This window comes from Hydrogenoanaerobacterium saccharovorans (assembly GCF_003814745.1).
In the GTDB taxonomy this organism is placed as follows: domain Bacteria; phylum Bacillota; class Clostridia; order Oscillospirales; family Ruminococcaceae; genus Hydrogenoanaerobacterium; species Hydrogenoanaerobacterium saccharovorans.
In genome coordinates this window covers 1,937,595-1,957,434 of record NZ_RKRD01000001.1, presented here as the reverse complement: position 1 = coordinate 1,957,434, position 19,840 = coordinate 1,937,595, and the positions used below count along the sequence as shown (strand labels likewise).

19 protein-coding genes are annotated in these 19,840 nt (G+C 42.0%); 7 read left to right on the top strand and 12 right to left on the bottom strand.

Translation table 11 applies throughout. The annotated features are described in order from the left end of the window. Positions 1–79: 79 nt before the first annotated feature. The 6 genes from EDD70_RS09150 to EDD70_RS09125 form a co-directional block, all read right to left on the bottom strand. The gene (locus tag EDD70_RS09150; protein ID WP_092754369.1) at positions 80–877 is read right to left on the bottom strand and encodes an ATP-binding cassette domain-containing protein; all 798 of its coding nucleotides are present in this window, start codon (positions 875–877) and stop codon (positions 80–82) included. After that, on the bottom strand, positions 870–1,907 hold the full coding sequence (locus EDD70_RS09145; protein ID WP_341465097.1) for an ABC transporter ATP-binding protein: 1,038 nt from the start codon (positions 1,905–1,907) through the stop codon (positions 870–872). The genes EDD70_RS09150 and EDD70_RS09145 overlap by 8 nt, the downstream gene beginning before the upstream one ends. 29 nt (positions 1,908–1,936) lie before the next feature. After that, positions 1,937–3,493, bottom strand: coding sequence for an ABC transporter substrate-binding protein (locus tag EDD70_RS09140; protein WP_092750847.1), 1,557 nt, complete (start codon positions 3,491–3,493; stop codon positions 1,937–1,939). A gap of 30 nt (positions 3,494–3,523) precedes the next feature. Further along, positions 3,524–4,414, bottom strand: a complete 891-nt coding sequence (locus EDD70_RS09135) for an ABC transporter permease (protein ID WP_092750849.1) — start codon at positions 4,412–4,414, stop codon at positions 3,524–3,526. Further along, on the bottom strand, positions 4,401–5,396 hold the full coding sequence (locus EDD70_RS09130) for an ABC transporter permease (RefSeq protein WP_092750851.1): 996 nt from the start codon (positions 5,394–5,396) through the stop codon (positions 4,401–4,403). The genes EDD70_RS09135 and EDD70_RS09130 overlap by 14 nt, the downstream gene beginning before the upstream one ends. 240 nt (positions 5,397–5,636) lie before the next feature. Further along, on the bottom strand, positions 5,637–6,047 hold the full coding sequence (locus EDD70_RS09125; RefSeq protein WP_092750853.1) for a DUF3842 family protein: 411 nt from the start codon (positions 6,045–6,047) through the stop codon (positions 5,637–5,639). Between the two features lie 418 nt (positions 6,048–6,465). Between EDD70_RS09125 and larE the strand changes: the two genes are divergently transcribed. Genes larE through larC (EDD70_RS09110) form a run of 3 tightly spaced genes read left to right on the top strand, consistent with a single transcriptional unit; the run spans position 6,466 to position 9,299 of the window. Next, positions 6,466–7,218, top strand: a complete 753-nt coding sequence (larE, locus tag EDD70_RS09120) for an ATP-dependent sacrificial sulfur transferase LarE (protein ID WP_092750855.1) — start codon at positions 6,466–6,468, stop codon at positions 7,216–7,218. Between the two features lie 39 nt (positions 7,219–7,257). Then, entirely contained in the window at positions 7,258–8,016 is a 759-nt protein-coding gene (larB, locus tag EDD70_RS09115; RefSeq protein ID WP_092750857.1) for a nickel pincer cofactor biosynthesis protein LarB, read from the top strand. Next, positions 8,013–9,299: a nickel pincer cofactor biosynthesis protein LarC gene (larC, locus tag EDD70_RS09110; RefSeq protein ID WP_092750859.1), complete on the top strand. Its 1,287-nt coding sequence runs from the start codon at positions 8,013–8,015 to the stop codon at positions 9,297–9,299. The genes larB and larC (EDD70_RS09110) overlap by 4 nt, the downstream gene beginning before the upstream one ends. A gap of 106 nt (positions 9,300–9,405) precedes the next feature. On the opposite strand, the gene EDD70_RS09105 is transcribed toward larC (EDD70_RS09110), so the two are convergent. Together EDD70_RS09105 and larC (EDD70_RS09100) are read right to left on the bottom strand one after the other, a co-directional pair. Next, positions 9,406–9,849 (bottom strand): helix-turn-helix domain-containing protein, encoded by a 444-nt coding sequence (locus tag EDD70_RS09105; protein ID WP_092754375.1) that lies wholly within the window; start codon positions 9,847–9,849, stop codon positions 9,406–9,408. Positions 9,850–9,994: 145 nt separating this feature from the next. Further along, positions 9,995–10,750, bottom strand: a complete 756-nt coding sequence (larC, locus tag EDD70_RS09100) for a nickel pincer cofactor biosynthesis protein LarC (RefSeq protein WP_092750861.1) — start codon at positions 10,748–10,750, stop codon at positions 9,995–9,997. Between the two features lie 164 nt (positions 10,751–10,914). Between larC (EDD70_RS09100) and EDD70_RS09095 the strand changes: the two genes are divergently transcribed. After that, a complete protein-coding gene (locus EDD70_RS09095) occupies positions 10,915–11,937 on the top strand; it encodes a LacI family DNA-binding transcriptional regulator (RefSeq protein WP_092750863.1) in 1,023 nt (340 codons plus the stop codon). A 135-nt stretch (positions 11,938–12,072) separates the two neighbouring features. Then, positions 12,073–12,888: a sugar phosphate isomerase family gene (locus EDD70_RS09090; RefSeq protein WP_092750865.1), complete on the top strand. Its 816-nt coding sequence runs from the start codon at positions 12,073–12,075 to the stop codon at positions 12,886–12,888. A 38-nt stretch (positions 12,889–12,926) separates the two neighbouring features. On the opposite strand, the gene EDD70_RS09085 is transcribed toward EDD70_RS09090, so the two are convergent. From EDD70_RS09085 to EDD70_RS09070, 4 genes are all read right to left on the bottom strand, one after another. Next, complete coding sequence (locus EDD70_RS09085) at positions 12,927–13,601, bottom strand: response regulator transcription factor (RefSeq protein ID WP_092750867.1); 675 nt, start codon at positions 13,599–13,601, stop codon at positions 12,927–12,929. A 145-nt stretch (positions 13,602–13,746) separates the two neighbouring features. After that, positions 13,747–14,817: an aliphatic sulfonate ABC transporter substrate-binding protein gene (locus tag EDD70_RS09080; protein WP_162840758.1), complete on the bottom strand. Its 1,071-nt coding sequence runs from the start codon at positions 14,815–14,817 to the stop codon at positions 13,747–13,749. Positions 14,818–14,885: 68 nt separating this feature from the next. After that, positions 14,886–15,710 carry an ABC transporter ATP-binding protein gene (locus tag EDD70_RS09075; RefSeq protein ID WP_092750871.1) on the bottom strand — a complete coding sequence of 275 codons (825 nt, stop codon included), beginning with the start codon at positions 15,708–15,710 and terminating at the stop codon, positions 14,886–14,888. Further along, positions 15,686–16,471, bottom strand: a complete 786-nt coding sequence (locus tag EDD70_RS09070) for an ABC transporter permease (RefSeq protein WP_242943052.1) — start codon at positions 16,469–16,471, stop codon at positions 15,686–15,688. Before EDD70_RS09070 ends, EDD70_RS09075 begins: the two co-directional genes overlap by 25 nt. 270 nt (positions 16,472–16,741) lie before the next feature. Here EDD70_RS09070 and EDD70_RS09065 point away from each other — a divergent pair, with 270 nt between their 5' ends. Both EDD70_RS09065 and EDD70_RS09060 read left to right on the top strand, forming a co-directional pair. Continuing rightward, positions 16,742–18,235 carry a CehA/McbA family metallohydrolase domain-containing protein gene (locus tag EDD70_RS09065; protein ID WP_092750873.1) on the top strand — a complete coding sequence of 498 codons (1,494 nt, stop codon included), beginning with the start codon at positions 16,742–16,744 and terminating at the stop codon, positions 18,233–18,235. 50 nt (positions 18,236–18,285) lie between these two features. After that, positions 18,286–19,794, top strand: coding sequence for a sensor histidine kinase (locus EDD70_RS09060; RefSeq protein WP_092750875.1), 1,509 nt, complete (start codon positions 18,286–18,288; stop codon positions 19,792–19,794). Positions 19,795–19,840 lie beyond the last annotated feature (46 nt).

Here is a 19,840-nt window from a genome sequence, read left to right as displayed (position 1 = left end):
TCTCAGATAATATGGAGGCGGGTTGTTTTTAAAACTCAGAGAGGCAGCCCGCCATAAGGTGGACTGCCTCTTTTTTAGTTCATTCTGGGTTATTAAGCGGTGAAAGCGGTACAGCCGAAAGTAAAGCTTTTGTATAAGGGTGCTGCGGGTTAGTAAAAAGTTTTTCTGTTTGTGCAATCTCTACCAATTTGCCGTCTTTCATTACACCAATACGGTCGCAAATGTGGCGCACCACAGAAAGGTCGTGCGCAATAAAAAGGCATGTAAGCCCCTGTTCACGCTGTAACTGCAGTAACAGGTTTATAATTTGAGCCTGCATAGATACATCCAGCGAGGCAACCGGTTCATCTGCAATCAGCAACTGCGGCTTTAATGCCAGTGCGCGGGCAATGCATATACGCTGGTGCTGCCCGCCTGAAAATTCATGGGGGTAGCGATCATAGCATGTACTGTCCATCCCAGCTGTTTTTAAAAGATGATGTACACGCTGTTTGCGCTCATTCGAGGGCATTTGGGGGTAGTAAATACGCAGCGGCTCTGCAACAATTTCTCCGATGGTCATGCGTGGGTTCATCGAAGCAAATGCATCTTGAAAAATCATTTGGATAGAACGGCAAACAGAGGCACGGATTTTGCGGTAAACACCACGTTTACTGATGGTATGGCTTTGAAATACAATTTCGCCGCCGGTAGGACGATGAATGCCCATAATGCATTTGCTTATTGTGGATTTGCCCGAACCGGATTCGCCGACTAGACCTAATATTTCTCCTCTCTTTACTGTAAAAGAAACGTCATCTACTGCTTTTATTACAATGTTCGGATTAGGTGTAAAGTACTGTTTTAGATGTCGTATCTCTAAAAGAGTATCATTCATTCGGTTCACCTCTGCGGTTGTTGTTTTGCCCAATACTGATGGGTGGTGTTATTTCAGGGGCTCGCGGGTCGAGCAGCCAGGTAGCAGCGAAATGTGTGTTACTAACCTGAAACAATGGCGGCTCTTGCTTATAATCAATTGCAAGTGCATAGGCATTGCGTGCTGCAAAAGCATCCCCGCAAGGTGGGTGCAGCAAATTGGGGGGCAAACCGGGTATACTGCGTAATGGCTGCTTGTTGGGGCTGTTAGCCGGCAGCGACGACATCAGTGCCCACGTATAAGGGTGACGGGGGTTGCCAAAAATCTCTTGCGTTGTACCGATTTCTACGATTTTACCTGCATACATCACCGCTATGCGCTGTGCAATTTGTGCGGCAACGCTTAAATCATGGGTGATAAAGAGGGTAGCTGCTTTCGTTGTTTTTTGCAAATTTTTTATAAGCTTTAAAATTTGCGCTTGAATGGTACCGTCCAATGCGGTGGTGGGTTCGTCTGCAATCAGCAGTTTAGGGCCGCACGCCAATGCAATGGCGAGTACAACTCGTTGGCACATCCCGCCCGAAAATTGATGCGGATACTGCGTTAACCGCTGCTGAGGGGAGTCAATCTCTACCTGTCCAAGCAGCTGTATAGCACGCCTTTTTGCTTCATTGCGGCTGATTTTTTCATGGATGCGGATTGCCTCGATAATCTGAGAGCCGATGGTACAAGTTGGATCGAGTGCCGAGAATGCATCTTGAAACACCATGGCTATTTCTTTACCTCGAATGCGATTCATTTCTTTGGGGGAGAGAAGCGTCAAATCTATGCCGTTAAAGTAGACATTCCCCTCTCTGATTAAGCCTGAGTGGGGCAATATACGTGCAATGCTTTTGCACAGTACGCTTTTGCCGCAACCCGATTCACCCACAATGGCTAGGGTTTCGCCCGCGTTTAGTTCAAATGAAACACCGCGTACTGCTTGTATAACACCGTAATCGGTATTAAAATCAATGTGCACATCATTTACTTTCAGCAATGTACCCAACATCAACCCTCCTTTATCATTTGGTAATCAATTTATGCAATTGCCCAATCGGCAACATTCCAAAATATCCCCACTCCATGGTGCCCAAGAACGGTGCTCTCTGTAATTCCGCTGATATTTTTGTCCGTAACATAAATTGCATCCACATAGGCAATAAAAGTGTAGGCAGGGTCTTTGGCAAGCTCTGTTTGAAAATCACGATAGTATTTGAGGCGATCTGCGGTGATATCTGTTTCACGTGCTTTTTTCAGCAGTTCGTCTACTTTTGCGTTGGAGTAGGCGCTGAAGTTGGAGCCTTTGTTGGTACCAAACACCTTGTAGGTATGGTCGTCCGGGTCGAAGGGGCTGCCCCAGCCGATGAGATAGCTGTCTTGGTTTTCCCAGTCTGTCTGTGCATTCACTGCAACCTTAACATCTGCACCGATTTCGCGCAGTTGCTGTGCGCATATATTCGCCATATCTACACGTACCTGATCGCCTTCACTGCAATTGATGGTAAAGGCAAGGCGCGTACCATCTTTTTCGTAAATTCCGTCTGCGCCCTGTTTCCAGCCGCCTGCTTGCAGCAGTGATTTTGCCTTTTCAGGGTTGTAGTCGTATTTTTCTATATCGGGGTTATTGTATTCACTCATTTGCAAGGGGGAATATGCAACTTTGCCTTTGCCCAGCAGCACGCTGTCAATAATCGGCTGACGGTCGATTGCATAGCTCAGTGCGGCGGGCAGCTCGCGATGGTCGCGGAACAAAGGATTGTTAAAGTTGTAAAGAATACCGCGGTAATCGGACGTATTCATATTGTAAACTTGGTAATGGTCACCTTTTTTAAATTCTTCTGCATCTTGCGGGGTAATTTGTGCCATATCCAATTCGCCCGACTTCAGCTGCAGGGCACGAGCTTTGGTATCAGGGACAATCTTAAAGATAATGCGCTCGATTTTGGGCTCACCAAGATAATAGTTGGTATTTTTTTCAAGAATAATGCTCTGCCCAAAGTCCCATTCGGTTAATTTATACGGCCCTGTTCCAACGGGGCTTTGATTAAACGAGTCGCTGGCAAGGTCTTTACCGTCGAGCAGATGAGCAGGCAGTATGCCGATGGTAAGGTAATCAAGCATAGCGACATTCGGTGCTTTTAAATTGATTTTTACGATGTTTTCATCGGGTGTTTCAATGGCAGTGATGTCCTCGTAATTGGATGCAATTTCTGATGCATTATCGGGGTTCATAATTGCCCCCAGCGTAAACTTAACATCCTTCGAGGTAAACGGTTTGCCATCGTGCCATAACACACCTTTGCGCAGATGAAAGGTATACACAAAAGTATCTTTGTCATACTCCCAGCTTTCTGCCAACCCCGCCGTAATTTTATTGTCTTTATCACGAGCGGTAAGCCCCGAAAAAATAAGCGAATTTATTTCGCCGTGCTCATATAAAGCAGGGTTGATACTGCTGTAATCATTGCTGCCATATACTAAAGTGGTTTTGGGGGTCGCATCTGAGGTGGTGGAAGATGCAGGCTTTTGCCCGCATGAGGATGTAAAAGTCATCACCAACATAAGAAAAAGAATTGCCAGATGTTTCAGCTTCATAGTAAATAGTCCTTTCTATTAGGGTGTGTGCTACAGGTAACTGCAGCCACGGTTGTTCTCTTTTCGCAGATAATTGCCGATATCTGTGATGCATACCAATGTTACTACTAAAAAAAGCCCCGGGATAAGAATGACCCACCAATCACCTGAAAGCAATGCGCGGTCGGCAAGTGAAAGCATGCTGCCCCACGACACTACTTCAAGCGGCAGGCCGATGCCCAAAAAGCTTAAGGTGGATTCTGCAGCAATGGCACTGCCTACACTGGTAACTGCCATAAACAGCAAAGGAGAAATCAGGTTTGGAAGAATATGATTTCTTAATATATGCCAAAAACTGCCGTTCATGCATTTGGAGGCTATAATATAACTGTTTGAACGGATTTGAAGAACTTCTCCCCGAACCATTTTGGCAATATTCATCCAACCCGTCAGGCCAATTACCAATGCAACAGAGAGCGGATTATTTTGCCCGATTGCCGCTTGAATCAGAATGATGATAAGGATAGAGGGGATGCTGATTAATATTTCGGTAATACGCATCATTGCATCGTCCACTGCTTCGCATGCAAACCCGCTGACGCTGCCGTAAAGAACGGCGATAAAAAGTGATATTGCGGTAGCGGCAAGCCCTATGAAAAGCGAAATTCTTCCCCCGTACCAAAGCATTGAGAAAATATCGCGCCCCATAGCATCGGTACCAAACCAAAATTTTGCACACGGCGGTGTTCCTGCATCAGCAAGGTTCATATAAGTGGGGCTGTGGTTCATTACTACTTCTGCAAACAGGCACCCAAGCAAAATGGCAGCGAGCAGCACCATAGAAATAATCGGCTTATTTTTTTTACGCTTTTTGCAGCCCGCAACGGGTAGTAATTTTTGGGGCAGTTCGGCACTCACCAGATTAAAATCATCGTTCGACATTTAGATACCCCCTGTCATGCTTCATACGAGGGTTGATGCTATCGTTGATGATTTGTGCAAGAATATTACCGATAATCACCAGTGTACCGGTGATTAGGCAAAGTAGCATGAGCATATTGTAATCGTGGTACTTGGCACTTTCAAAGCACAGTGTGCCTAATCCGGGATAAGAAAACACTTTTTCAACAACATAAGTGCCCCCTACAATGTGTGGGATAGAAATTGCCATTATGCTGATATACGAGGGCAGCATGTTGCGCAGGCAGTGCCGCCAAACAATTTGGTTGCGAGAAAGCCCCTTCATTTTACAAAGCGGCACATAGCCTTTGCGAATTTCTTCCAAAAGCAGGTTGCGAGCCAAATAGCCATAGTACCACAGGTGGCTTAAAATCATAACGGTAAGCGGTAAAATTAAATGTTTGATACGGCTGATTAGATTATTTGCTTCGCCGATTGCGTATGCACCACCCGATGGGAGTAACCCCAGCTGTACACTGAAAACCAATAACAATACAAGCGAAATCCAAAAAGAGGGGATACTGTTTGTAATTGTGCCTGTTTTGCAAATAAATCGGTCTATAAGCGTATCTTCGTGCAAGCAACAAAATATACCAAGTAAAAGAGACAATGTAAAAGTAAGCACGTAAGAGAGCCCGCCAAGCAGTAATGTGTTTTGGTATACGCCTGCTATAACCCGCGTAACGCTTTGCTTATATTTTAGTGATATGCCAAAATTACCCCGAAAAGAGCTTTTTAACCATAGAATATATTGTGTAGAGAGAGGTTTGTTCAGTCCCAGTTTTTCCATTGCTGCATTCTTCTGTACTGTGCTCATACGCTCTACACTCTCACCGTAATACGATTTAAGTGGATCCCCGGGAGCGCACCGGGAAATACAGAACACAATCAGCGAAAGCGCAAACAAGCTAACAATGAGCTGTGCTGCTTTCTTAAAAAAATAGCATAGGGTGTTACTGTGCACTTTACCGCCTCCTTTCCGGTATTGAGCCGGTTTTGGGCATAAAAAAACATGAAGACCTTGTTCCCGTCTAGAACGGGTAAAAAATCTTCATGATTTCTATAGCAGATTTAATTTTGTTTATTCTGCCTTCATATCAGCGGTAAATCATAATTCTTATGCTTCTTAAGCTACCTTCAGGTAACAAAGAAATCCGCAATTCTAAGGCATTGTATTAATTATACATCAAAAAAACATGGGTTGTCAAGCCTTGTAAAAGCCGAGCACGATACCAATTGCTTCTTCAATATAACGAGACATGGGCTTTTCTTCTATTCCAACGATATGTGCATGGCATTTTGCAACAGGAATTAAAACAACCTTTGCATTACTGGTTGCAACAGCACAAGCCATGGCTGGGGTAATTTCGCCAAGCATGGCATTAGCAAGAATAATACCGATGGGGCCTATAATAATGTCGGAATGCGCACAGTTATATACAACTGCATTTTCACCGGTTGCACCTACACTGGCGCCCGCTTTCAGCATACTGGAGGTAGCTGTTGCGTTGGTACCCGCTGCAATAATTTCGGCGTTAGGCAGTTCTGTTCGCAGTCGCTCTACAATCGATCTTCCCATGCCTCCGCCTTGTCCGTCTATTACAACAATTTTCATAAAAGTCTCCTGCTTTTCTCGTTAATAGTATTGTTTATTATAGCCTGCTTGGGCATTACAAATACAAAGCTTATGAGTTTTGCTTTTATTCATACCTGTATTATATCATAAACATGAGGTGTTCATCATATCCGCAAAGCGGATACGATATAATCGTGCATCGCGCGGCACTGGCAACGCGAACAAATCGCCTTGTGGTTATTATACCATATTAGTAAAAAAAATAAAGTAATAATTGACAAGCAGGGTGCGGTATTGTAAACTATATTAAGACAAATAGAAATTTGTTTGATAGGCAGAAGCCAAACAGTAATAACTTATATTGAATATAGTCTGACGGCAGAAGCCGAAAGACATTTGCCAGAAGGCTCACATACCATGTGAGCCTTTTATTTTTGGGATTTAAGGGAGATTGGTTATGACTTTACAAACCTTTTTTAAACAAAACCCCCGTGCAGCAATTGCATTTTCGGGCGGAGTTGATTCAACCTATTTGCTGTATGCTGCAAAGCAATATGGCTGTGATGTTCATGCATTTTTTATCAAAACCGCATTTCAGCCCGAGTTTGAATTGGAAGATGCCATTCAGCTTGCCAAACAGATCGATGTTCCGCTTACGGTACTTCGCCACGATGTGTTTGAGCACCCTGTGGTGGTGGCAAACCCTGCAGACCGTTGTTACCACTGCAAAACCGCACTGTTTACATTGATGAAGCAAGCAGCAAAGGGTGAAGGGTATACATTGCTGATTGATGGAACCAATGCCTCGGATGACTGCAGCGACCGCCCCGGTATGAAAGCACTTGCCGAACTTTCGGTGCGCTCACCACTGCGTGAATGTGGCATAACCAAAGCGGAAATACGCACGCTCTCTCAAAAAGCGGGGCTTGTTACGCACGATAAACCGGCGTATGCCTGCCTTGCAACACGCATACCCACAGGTACTGCAATTAGCGAAGCTGTGCTGAAAAAGGTTGAACTGGCAGAAGGCGCACTTTTTTCTATGGGCTTTTCAAATTTACGTGTCCGTGTTATGGGCGATGGGGAATGTGCAAAGCTCCAACTGCCGGCTGAACAGTTTGAAAAAGCAGTGCGCCTGCATGCCGAAATACAGAAAGAACTCTCACCAAACTTTAAAGACATCTTACTGGATTTGAATCCGCGTGGGTAAGTAATATAGAATAGAATTGCAGTTGTACAGGAGGATATTATGGATAAGCATCAAATTCTTGAATTGCTTCATCAAGTAAAAGACGGCACTGCCGCGCCCGAAGAGGCGCTTTTAAAACTAAAATTAAGCCCGTTTGAAGATTTGGGCTATGCAAAAATAGACCATCACCGCGGTATTCGCCAGGGCGTTCCTGAAGTGATATACGGGCAGGGTAAAACCCCTGAACAGATTTTGGGGATTGTAAAAGCAATGTCAGATCGCGGCGCCGAAAATATACTTATTACGCGGATGAGCGGGGATGCCGCTGAATTTGTTCAAGAGAGTATTGCATTGGATTATCACCCTATACCCAAAATAGGTATTGTAGGCAGGTGCAAAGAGGTTACCGCGCAAGGTAAGATTGTGGTTGCAACAGGCGGAACAAGCGACCTTGCCGTGGCTGAGGAGGCAGCTCTCACTGCCGAAGTGCTTGGCAATGAGGTGGAACGCTTGTACGATGTGGGAGTTGCAGGTTTGCACCGTCTATTGGCAAATTTGGATGTATTGATGCAGGCAAAAGTGGTAATTGCCGTTGCGGGTATGGAGGGCGCCCTTGCTAGCGTGGTAGGTGGTTTGGTAGATTGCCCTGTCATTGCTGTGCCAACCAGTATCGGTTATGGTGCAAGTTTTGGGGGCGTTTCTGCACTGCTTTCTATGCTGAATTCTTGTGCAAGCGGTGTAAGTGTGGTCAATATCGACAATGGCTTTGGCGCAGGGTATCTTGCAAGTATGATTAACCATATAGGAGGGGCAGTATGAAAACGTTATTTTTAGAATGCAATATGGGTGCAGCAGGTGATATGCTCATGGCGGCGTTGTTGGAATTGTACGACCGTCCCCAATGTTTTATTGATACGATGAATTCTCTAGGTATACAAGGGGTGAAACTCACCCATAAATCCGCTGAAAAATGCGGAATTAAAGGAAGTTCGATAGAGGTTTTGGTCAACGGTGAAGAAGAACACAGCTATGATGTAAGTTTAGGCTGCGCTGAGCACGCCCATAGCCATACGCATGGTCACATGCACGAACATGAGCACCATCATCACGAGCATGAACACAATCACGGCCATGCCCATGAGCATCATCACGCGGGCATGGATGAAATTACAGACATGATATCCAATCTCCCGCTTTCCGACAAAGTGAAAGCTGACGCTTTGGCAGTTTACAACCTGATTGCACAGGCAGAAGCCAAAGCGCATGGCAAGCCAGTCGAGCAAGTGCATTTCCACGAAGTTGGCTCAAAAGATGCTGTTGCGGATGTGGTGGGCTGCTGCTTGTTGATGGAATTACTTTCGCCCGATGAAGTTGTTGTGTCTCCCATCCACGTGGGCAGCGGGCAGGTAAAATGTGCGCATGGTATCTTACCCGTACCTGCACCTGCAACCGCCGAAATTTTAACAGGAGTCCCCATTTACGGCGGAGAAATCAATGCAGAACTATGTACCCCTACGGGCGCAGCATTGCTGAAGCATTTTGCTACACGTTTTGGTACAATGCCTGTCATCTGCGTAGAAAAAACAGGTTACGGGATGGGTAAAAAAGATTTTGCCGTTGCCAACTGTGTGCGAGCTCATTTAGGCGAAACCGGTACAGGTGCCGACGAAATTGCAGAGCTAAGCTGCAATTTAGATGATATGACAGGGGAAGCAATTAGCTGTGCGGTTGAGATTTTGATGGAAGAGGGGGCACTGGATGCATTTACTGCGCCGATATATATGAAAAAGGGCAGACCGGCAGTCATGCTCACCTGCCTGTGCCGTCCTCTGGATGCACAGAAACTATCTGAACTGATTTTGAAACATACAACAACACTGGGTGTACGCAAAAAAATGTGTTCGCGTACCATTTTAAAGTACGATTTTGATACGGTTGAAACACCATATGGTGCTGTTCGCATCAAAAAAGCAAGTGGGTATGGTGTTCAAAAGCAGAAACCAGAGTTTTCTGATGTGAAAAACGCTGCACGGGTAAATAATGTATCTTTCGATATTGTGCAAGAGGCAGCACAAACAGCTTATAAAAATAACAACGGTTAAATGCAATCATTTTTGTACTATTTATGGCTATAAAAATAAAAGCAGGATGTTTTTGAAAAACCATCCTGCTTTTTTGATAATGATTTATAAATTCGCTATAACACGATTATTTTTTCTTTTTTGACATTCTGTATTTTTGATAAAGAATATCTTTTAATACCAAAGCAGTATCTGCATCGCTAAATTGATACTCTTTCTTGAAGGTATCGTACATCTTTGAAATTTGCTCACGGTAGATTTCTATCCCTTTTATACCCTGGTAGGTTGATAAAATGGGATATTTTTTGCTCCAGGCACTTGTCCAGTCAATTTCGTCAACAATCATTTCAATACTGGTCAAATCTCCGCTGATAGGGCTTTCGCATATTAAATAATTGTAACTGACATGGTAGAGTTCGCTTAAAAGTTTTGCCTTTACTAAATCAGGGGTGGTTTGGTCTGTTTCCCACTTACTCACGGTTTGCCGCGAAACATTTAGTTTTTCTGCAACTTCTTCTTGAGAAAATCCTGATTTTTTACGTAAATCCAGCAATTTTTCACCCAATGACAATATCATCACCAACCTCTTATCAATTTTGAATTGCTTATGCTACTATTATAGAGGTAAATTCTAATGATATCCACCAAGTAAAACGGGAATTTTGTCAACTGAACTTAACATGTCCAAAGAGCAGCCGTACTAACTGTTTGTACAGTCAGCTTTCAATCATTGAGCATTTAAGGTATCCACCGGTACCATAATCATAATCACCCGAGCCTGCACCGATTTTAAGTACGTTATGGTTGTGGGGCGGTGTAGGCAGATACTGCGAAAAGAAGACCGCTGCAATTGCTGCGCCCGTTGGGGTAACCAATTCGCTTTCAATTTTTAGGCTGCTTACGGGGATGGCATAGTTCATAGTAATTTCTTTAACCGCAGGTACAGGAACAGGTATAATTCCGCAACGGCACTTTATAAAGCCGATTCCATCATTTAAAGGAGTTGAAAGAATACGTGTGGGTGCTAAGTACTCCACGCAAATTGCAGTTCCTACAAAATCAATAATGGTATCTACAGCACCTTTTTCATGAAAACATACCTCATATAACGGGATTTGATGAGCGGCAGCTTCGGCTTGAGCAAGCACCAGCAATAATTGAGAAGACCATTGCTTAACTAAAGAAGAAAGTTGGCTGTTTTCAATCATTATTAAAATTTCTTTTAGCGTACGGTCACATTGATTATCACAATGACTCCAATCCAGAATTACATCCAGTTTGCAGGTGTATACCCCGTATCGTTCAACTTCCCGCGTAAGCAGCTTGTAACCGCCTATCGGCAGTTTACTAAGTTCATGGCGCAGCAAGTCGAGTGGGACACCCAAATTGAGCAATGCGCCCAGTGTCATATCACCGCTTATACCGTATGCACAGTCAAAAAATAAACTAGTGGATTTGCGTTGATGTACCATGGCCGATTCCTCCGTAATAATTGCAGTTTACATGCTTTAAGAATACCATATATATAGCAAATAAATGATAAAAAATTACACAAACGTTTGCGTTGAAATAGGCCGAAATTTGCGTGACTTGTGTTATAATAAAATTAATAAAATAATAGTTGGAGGAGACAGCAATGACACTGAAAGAGCTGGCAAAGCGGTGCGGAGTTTCTGTTTCCACTGTTTCCAGAGTGGTAAACGGTAATAACAATCATGCGGCAAGTGCTGCTGTAGCAAATAAAATTTGGCAAATGGTACATGAAACAGGCTATATACCAAACAGCTATGCACAAGGCTTAAAAATGGGAGGTACGCAAAAATCGCCCCCAAAAGCAATTTCTCTTGCTTGCATTTTTGCTCGGACATGCGATAGAGAATCCGGCCAATTTTTTTCAGAATTATTCCGGATTATAGAGCAGGAATGTGCGCAAAACAAATGTAAGGTAACAGGAATTTTTCCTGCATTTGAGCAGAAAAAGACATCGTCTGCATTAAAAATTCAAGATGTAGACGGTGTTATTGTAATGGGGCGATGCTCTAAAAATTTATTGCAAAACTTAAAAAAGCAATGTAAAAATATCATTTTTGTTGGGCTGAACAGTTTAAAAGATAACAGTTGTGACCAGGTGATTTGCGATGGATATGAGGCTGCAAAAACTGCTATAAAACACCTTTATCAGCTTGGCCATACACGCATCGGCTATATCGGAGAACAATCGGAAGAAGCACGTTATCGTGGCTACTATGATGCAATGAAAGAACTTAAATTGCCCATTGAGTATCATCATATTTTCAATACACATCAATCTATTAAAGGGGGGTACCAAAGCGGTATAAAACTGCTGCAGGCCGCCCAGCACCCCACCGCCCTGTTCTGCGCGAATGACATCACTGCAATTGGGGTAATCAAATCGCTTCAAGAAAACGGTGTTGAAATCCCGAAGGATATGTCTGTGATAAGTATTGACAACATTGAAATGAGCCAATATTGCTCTCCAATGCTTACCAGCATTAATATTCCTCGTGAGGATTTAGGGCGATTTACAGTAAAAATATTGCTCGACCGCATTGAAGGAGGGCACACCACCCCTATTAAAATTGACATTCCGTTCACGCTAATCAAACGCGAAAGCAGTGCACAATTTAAAAATATATAAGCCGTACGATGAAGAATTTTACCAAAACCGCAATATATGTGGGTTGGTATGAGGTTTTTTCATACTTTGTTTGTTATCGTTTGACTGTTATAATGTAAATAGGAATATTGATTATAATAATCGGGAGGCAAAGGAATGTATCAGTATTTTAACATACCTGCTGCTGACTTGGAGCGGAATGCTAAAATTCCAATTCTAAAGTTGGGTGATTCTGGAGAAGTTTTTTATGAACTGGCGTTGGAGATGGTTCACACTATCCAGCAAAACAATCGTGATGGCAAAAATACGGTTTTTATTTGTCCCGTAGGCCCGGTAGGGCAGTATCCAATTTTTGTTCGTTTGGTAAATCGCGAAAATATTAGCCTTAAAAACGTTTGGTTTATCAATATGGATGAGTATTTAGATGAGCATAAGCAATGGATAGAGCAAGAGCATAAATTGAGTTTTCGAGGATTTATGAACCGTGCCGTTTATTCTCAAATTAATCCTGAGCTGATTATGCCGAAAGAGCAGCGTATTTTCCCCGATCCCAATTGTCTTAGCCATATTCCGCAGATGATTGAAAAACTGGGAGGTGTAGATATCTGTTTTGGAGGTATTGGTATTAACGGTCATGTTGCTTTTAATGAGCCGCAGGATATTTCTGCCGATGAGTTTGCCCAACTGCCTACGCGTACGCTTCAAATTTCGCGTGAAACCCGTACCATTAACGCAGTGGGAGACTTAAACGGTGCAATTGCTGCTATGCCCACACACTGTGTTACCATTGGTATGAAAGAGATATTGTCAGCCAAAAAAATTCGCCTCGGTGTATTCCGCGATTGGCATAGGGCGGTTATTCGCCAAGCTGCATTTGGTGAAGTAACAGCTCAGTTTCCTGTTTCACTTTTGCAAAGGCATTCTAATGCATTAATTATTACAAATCAAAACGCGGCTCAGCAGCCGTATTAATAAAAAAAGCTTAGACTTATAAGTCTAAGCTTTTTTTATTAGAACAGTTTTTCTAGCCCCAGTTCGCGAAGCATTTGTACAATATCTTTCGTTCTTTTGCATTGGAATTTACGCAGCAAACCCTGGATTTGCGTTTTTACTGTAACAACCTCGACCGAGCGAATTTGTGCAATTTCAGAGACTTTTTTATTTTCCAACAGCAGATGTATCAGGTCTTTTTCTGCCGGAGTAAGAGAGGTAATATTGTTTACAAAATAAAGCAGACTTTGCTCCGAACGCTTTAGGCGGCTGAATTCTGTTCGTACCCGATTTTGAATTTGCGGGGCAAGAGACGGTGCTCCGTTATATGCATTGCGAATATGCTCCAAAATAATATCATTCGGTTCCGTTTTTACAATATAATCCACCGCACCACAAGAAAGTGCAGAAAAAATAAAATCATCGGTTTCATGAATGGTAAGAAAAATTACATCAATATCAATATCTTCTTTAGCAATTAATTCCGCAGCTTCGACGCCGGAGTTTATTTTCTCCATTTCCATATCCATTAATATGATGTCGGCAGGAACCGTGCGTGCCAATTCTACAATTTCTTTTCCGGTTGCTGCGGCACCCACAACCTCCATATCGTCACATTGATTAACCATTTGAATGAAATTAGAACGAATAATCGGAAAATCTTCAGCAATTAAAATGCGGATTTTTGGTTTCACCCATACACCCCCTTTTATACTATATAATTATAGCACTTTATTATAAGCTCTTTTGCATAGATGCATAAACTTATATGTAATATACATACACAAAAAGGTACCTTTGTCAATACCAAAGGCACCTTTTGCTTTATTTTGCTTTTAATTATTCTGCAAAAGCTTTTTCCATCAAATCGGTTCTCACATAAGTATCTACATTACCCTCTTTTACTTTTCCTTCTTTAATGAAGTAATCAAGTTGAAGCTGATAGATGGCTTTGAGTCCGCCGTTGTTCAGCAATTCTTTAAGTTGTGTAGATGAAAAGTTTTTTGCATCATTTTTTGTTTTATTAAATGTTTCGTATTCTGTACCGGCAAATTTAGCAGCACCTTTGATGCTTTCATCAAGATTAGCGCCTCTGTAGTCGTAGCATTTATTAAGTGCACGGATGAAACGAACTACAACATCAGGGTTTTTCTCTGCATATTCTGGGGTAACTGTCCAGCTGGCAGGAAAAGCAGATTCATCAGAGAAGTCATCGGTAGTTGCAAGGATAGAGACATTGTCAGCACCTACGTTATCCATAACATTGGTTGTGTGAACATCCCAGCAAGCAATTGCATCAACCTGTTTTGCAATAAATGCGGTAACAGCGCCTGCCATATCCATGTTCATAATCTTAATATCATCTTTGGTCATTCCTGCTCTGCTCAAAGCAAGGTTCAAAATTACTTCGCCCGATGTACCGAGCTGAGTAGCAACAACTTTGCCTTTCAAATCCTCGATTTTGCTGATTCCGGAATCTTTTCGAACAAGAATTTTTTCAGAATTACCTAAGTGGTTCAGTGAAATGATATTGATTTTGTTTTCTGCTGCCAAGGTATGTGCGCCATGGCCGATATAACCAAACTGAATGTCACCGGAAACCATTGCTGCAACCTCGGGAGGACCGGACGTAAACTTCACCCACTCTACATCCAACCCCTCTGATTTAAAGAAGTTATTGCCTTCAATGCTGTCAATACCGGGTATGATTGAGCCTGACAAACCTGCATGGTGGGCAACGCGGATTTTTACCGTTTCAACAGGCTTTTCTTCAGCGGCAGAGGATGATGTTTCTGCAGGAGCGGTAGAACTTTCGGTTGCAGGTGCAGAAGAACTCTTGTCGGCTCCGCAGCCGATTAGAAGTGTGCTAACCATAGCAGCTGTCAATAATACGGACAAAACTTTGCGCATTGATTTTTCCTCCATAATATTTTATTTTTGCACCGATTAAAACTATCTTTAACCGGAAGGGTACAAATTTATTTGCGTTGTTCGAGATATTCGTTGTAAACCTGAGACCAAATCAAATTTTTTAACTCAATATAGCGTGGGTCTAACTTAGTTTCTTGTGTTCTGGGATAGGGAATATCAATGTCAATAATATTTTTGATACGTCCTGGTCTTGCACTCATAATAATGACGCGTTGCGCAAGTATTACTGCTTCGTCTACGTCATGTGTAATAAAAAAGCAAGTTTTGCGTTCATCTTCCCATGTTTTCAGCAGTTCAGACTGCAGTTGGGTGCGGGTTTGCGCATCCAATGCACCAAACGGCTCGTCCATTAGCAAAAGCTTTGGTTTCATTGCATAAGCACGGGCAATTGCCACACGCTGTTTCATACCGCCGGAGAGCTCTTTGGGGTACGAGTTTTTGAAATCTTCCAACCCAACCATTTTGATGTAATGGTCTGCTGTTTCTGAAATCTCTTGTTTCGATAATCCCTTAAGCTTTAAACCAAATTCCACATTCTTTTTTACTGTTAACCAAGGAAAGAGCGCATATTGCTGAAAAACAACTCCGCGTTCGGGGCTTGGCCCTTGAATGGGCTCACCGTCTACATAAATTGTACCGGAGCTTGCTGTATCCAATCCTGCCAGAATATTGAGGATTGTGGATTTGCCGCAGCCGGAAGGACCTACGACACAAATAAATTCGTTTTCGGTGATATCAAGGTTAAATCCATTCAAAGCCACAACATCACCGCGTGATGACTGGTATATTTTTTTTACATCGCGAATTTCTACTTTGGGTTTTAAAGTTGTCGTTGATGAAGCTTGATTTACATACTGCGTGTTTCTTGCCATGAGGTGAGTCTCCTTTCAAGGAAAGATACAATCTGATCTAAAATAGTGCCTATAATACCAATAATTATAATTCCCGCCAAAACAATGTCCATTCTAAAGTACATACTGGCTTCCTGAATCATTTGTCCAAGTCCAACCTGAGCACCGGTAAGTTCCGCTGCAATCAGCGTGGTAAGCGAAGATGCAAGGCCCAAACGCATACCAACCAAAATAAATGGGAGCGATGCAGGCAATACAATCTTGGTAAAAATCGTAAAATCTTTTGCACCCAAAACCTGCGCTGCTTTTATCATGGTGACATCTACGTTTTTAACACCCTGATAAATGTTGATGACCATAACCAAAAATGAACCCACAAAAATAACCGTTACTTTTGCACTCTCGCCAACACCCTGTGCAACAATTACAAGTGAGATGTAGGCAATTGGCGGGATGCTTTTAACAAACTTAATCCATGGTTCAAAAATCAGCTGGCAAGATTTGTACCAGCCCATTAAAAATGCAACCGGTAGAGAACAAATAAATGCAAGCCCAAAACCAGAAAGAGAACGCGAAAGGCTGGCACCTATGTGAACAAACAGACGTCCGCTATCAAAAAGCTCTTTTAATGCTAAAAAAACCTCTTTTGGGGTAGCAAACACCACATGAGCTTTGGTACTGGATATGAACACCCATAGTGAGATTGCAGCAACCAGAGAAATTAGACTATACATTTTGTTGGGAATCGCCTTTTTTACAGATGCTTTTGAAGTGATACTCAAGACATTTACCTCCTACTTACCTGAATCGAGTTTGCGGGGCTGCTCATTTTGGTTATTGAGCAGCAGGGTCACCCTTTGATGTGTCTTATTATACCGAAAACACAGGGTTTGGTAAGTAGGATTTTTTTTCATACCTTTTTAACAATTTAGTATGCTTTTGATGCCTGAAACCTGCTAAGTATGATAAAAAATCATACTTGAATTCCTTAGTTTATTGATGTGTAATATAAAGTATAAAAGTTTATAAACAAGTTGGAAGGGAGAACGAGGATGAGATTATTATGGGGTGATATTCATAATCATTGCGGGATTACATATGGTTTTGGCAGTTTGGAGAATGCATTAAGCGCAGCAAGAGAGCATTTAGATTTTTGTGCGGTGACAGGGCATGCAATGTGGCCCGATATTCCCGAAAAAAACAATGAAACCGAGTTTTTGATTGAGTTTCATAAGAATGGATTTCAAAAACTGGCTGCACATTGGCCTGAAATTAAAGAAACCATAAAAAGTTACAACAAAGAAGGGGAGTTTGCAACTTTTTACAGCTACGAAATGCATACAAGCGGTATTGGTGATTATCATTTAGTTTCGCCCGATGATGATATAGAACTTCTTTACGCGAAAAACCCAAAAGAACTGCTAAAAAAGCTTTCGGCTTATCGCGCCATTATGATACCCCACCATATTGCTTACACTCCTGGGTATCGCGGTATTGATTGGAATAGCTTCGACAGTAGTATCAGCCCTGTTGTAGAGGTATGCTCCAAGCATGGCTGCAGCATGAACGATAAATCACTTTACCCCTATTACCACAATATGGGTGTACGCGATACTCACAATACCGTATATGAAGGGCTTAAGCAAGGGCATCAATTTGGATTTGTAGGTTCTACCGACCACCATGCAGGCTACCCCGGATCGTACGGAGACTGCAAAATGGCAGTTCTTTGCGAAGAAAAAACAAGAGACAGCATCTATAACGCCATTTGTGCACGCCGCACTTATGCTGTTACCGGTGATAAAATCAAATGCAACTTTACAGTAAACGGAGAGCCTTTTGGCAGCATAATAGCTGCAGGCAACCAGCCGCGCGTTATAAATTTAAACGTAGAGGCATGCCATTTTATTGATAAAATCGTGCTTTTTAAAAACCTTAAACCAATCAAAATTATCAATGGCGAAATGCTGGACGAAGTAAACCCTATGGGCAGATACAAGGTTCGTATCGAAATGGGGTGGGGCAACAACACCGACCTTTATACTTGGAACGGAAGTGCCGAGGTTGAAAATGGCGATATTGTTGATGTAGAAAAATGCTTCCGCGGAAGAAGTGTTTTGGCACCTTCCAAAGATATGAAAGCAGATGACAGCGTAAATCAAATCACCAATAAGGTGTTGCAGAAATCCCTGCAAAAAGTGGAATGGATTTGCCAAACAGTTAAAAATGTTTCAACACTGCACCCCTCTACTTCTGCCATTGTTTTGGAAATTGACGGAAGCGTTAATACCAAACTGAAGGGATGCATAAACGGAAAATGCTTTGAATTCACTATAGAACAGCTGCTGCAGCAAGGCTATACTTGCCCGATGAAACCATACAATTCTCAAACCTTTAAAGTATATCATGCTGTGCCCGAAACTCAATACAAATTAAATATTAACCTAACAGATAAAGCGAAAAGCTCAGAATGTGATATTTATCATGCAGAAATTCGCCAAACAAATTCAAGTTGTGCTTATATTACGCCGATTTATGTAAAATAAAGGGCAAAATAAACGGTAAGACATTTTTATTTTACGAAAGTGGTGTAAGTATGATTATTTTGGCGTTGATTTTAATGGCAGTTTCGCTGATTGTTTTTGTATTGCTCAACCGGCAAAAAGAAGCAATATGGCTAACCGGGCTCTTTTTAGGGTTTGCCTTAGTCAACGTCGGTCTAATGTTCTTTTATTCTAAAATGGGCGGGCTTGCTTATAACGAACAAATTTTGTTTTTTCTAACTACCTCCATTCAAGAAACTATTCAGTATTCCACGCTTACATTGGATGCCGTTGCGAGACTGTTTACCATTGGTAAATACATGTTTGTTTTTTTTGTTTTAATGTTTTCGCTTGATCTGCGAGGGATATTAAAGAAAAAATGGTGGCTTAGTGCGGTGCTTTTTTTATGGCCTTTGTGCAGTATTGTATTGCTTGACCCTTTCCTCTTTCGCATGCAAAGCTACAACGGACGTATGACGGTTAACTTTTTAGGGCGGGCATGCACTGCAATTTATATTACTGTGTCGATGATTTTTTTGGCAAAAGAATACTTAAGCCATAACATTCGGTGGGTAAAAAAGCAGCTTCGCTACATCATCTTGTTTGTACTAAATTTAATTGTTTACTTCGTGTTTTTTGGCAGACTAAACCCGGTAAACATATTTTCGTCTGAAAGTTATGATTTACTTAATTTCGGAACTCAAATTTATCGGCTGCGTTTTTCTTTGAATGCCTGGGTTTTTGTAATTGGTTTATTTTTGTTTTTCATTATTGTGGGGCTTATTGCGCTTTTTCAATATGCCAAAGTAAATTTAGCAGAAAACCGCAGTGAGATATCTTTGGAGCGTCAGCTGGACACCGCGAATATGGGTACTCGCGTGTTTATTCACGGTATGAAAAATCAGCTTTTTGCAGAAAAAATTCTGCTGCGTCAAATGACACAGCAGCTGCAAGAGAAACAAGCCGACCTTGAAGTTATAAGCAATAATATAGAAGATTTAAACCGCATTAACGAGAATATGCTCTCTAGAATAGAGGCCTTGTACAAAGTTTTCAAATACAATTCTATGGTGCTTGTGCCGTGCAATCTCTCACAAGTTGTAGAACTGTCGTTAAAAAAAGCACAGAAAAAAATCGGAGATATTGAGTGCAAGGTAAACATAGCTCTTGATAGTGTGATTCTCGCAGACTTGGACTATTTAAGCGAAGCACTTTATAACATTCTTATCAATGCGGTAGATGCAATCCTTGCCAGTGAAAGAGCAGCTCAAGGTAAAATTGAAATAAGCTTAAAAAACGATTCCTATTGGTGTGCCATTCGTGTGGATGATAACGGTATTGGTATTGAAAAGTCAAAAATTAATCGTATCTTTGAACCTTTTTACACAGATAAAAATACCAACTACAGTTGGGGAATCGGGCTATCTTATGTAAAGCAGATTGTAAAATACCATTTTGGCAAGCTTCATGTTGATAGTAAAGTGGGGGAAAATACTACGCTTGTTATGGCATTCCCTAAATATTCTGAAATAAAGGAGTACAGCAAGCCTGCGGACTTATAAAACACAAATTTTTGTATGAGTATAACTCCACTCAAACGTTTGTGTT

Coding starts and splice junctions, on each gene's coding strand:
- EDD70_RS09150 (WP_092754369.1), bottom strand. CDS start 877: ATGAATGATACTCTTTTAGAGATACGACATCTAAAACAGTACTTTACA.
- EDD70_RS09145 (WP_341465097.1), bottom strand. CDS start 1,907: ATGTTGGGTACATTGCTGAAAGTAAATGATGTGCACATTGATTTTAAT.
- EDD70_RS09140 (WP_092750847.1), bottom strand. CDS start 3,493: ATGAAGCTGAAACATCTGGCAATTCTTTTTCTTATGTTGGTGATGACT.
- EDD70_RS09135 (WP_092750849.1), bottom strand. CDS start 4,414: ATGTCGAACGATGATTTTAATCTGGTGAGTGCCGAACTGCCCCAAAAA.
- EDD70_RS09125 (WP_092750853.1), bottom strand. CDS start 6,047: ATGAAAATTGTTGTAATAGACGGACAAGGCGGAGGCATGGGAAGATCG.
- larE (WP_092750855.1), top strand. CDS start 6,466: ATGACTTTACAAACCTTTTTTAAACAAAACCCCCGTGCAGCAATTGCA.
- larB (WP_092750857.1), top strand. CDS start 7,258: ATGGATAAGCATCAAATTCTTGAATTGCTTCATCAAGTAAAAGACGGC.
- larC (WP_092750859.1), top strand. CDS start 8,013: ATGAAAACGTTATTTTTAGAATGCAATATGGGTGCAGCAGGTGATATG.
- larC (WP_092750861.1), bottom strand. CDS start 10,750: ATGGTACATCAACGCAAATCCACTAGTTTATTTTTTGACTGTGCATAC.
- EDD70_RS09095 (WP_092750863.1), top strand. CDS start 10,915: ATGACACTGAAAGAGCTGGCAAAGCGGTGCGGAGTTTCTGTTTCCACT.
- EDD70_RS09090 (WP_092750865.1), top strand. CDS start 12,073: ATGTATCAGTATTTTAACATACCTGCTGCTGACTTGGAGCGGAATGCT.
- EDD70_RS09080 (WP_162840758.1), bottom strand. CDS start 14,817: ATGCGCAAAGTTTTGTCCGTATTATTGACAGCTGCTATGGTTAGCACA.
- EDD70_RS09075 (WP_092750871.1), bottom strand. CDS start 15,710: ATGGCAAGAAACACGCAGTATGTAAATCAAGCTTCATCAACGACAACT.
- EDD70_RS09065 (WP_092750873.1), top strand. CDS start 16,742: ATGAGATTATTATGGGGTGATATTCATAATCATTGCGGGATTACATAT.
- EDD70_RS09060 (WP_092750875.1), top strand. CDS start 18,286: ATGATTATTTTGGCGTTGATTTTAATGGCAGTTTCGCTGATTGTTTTT.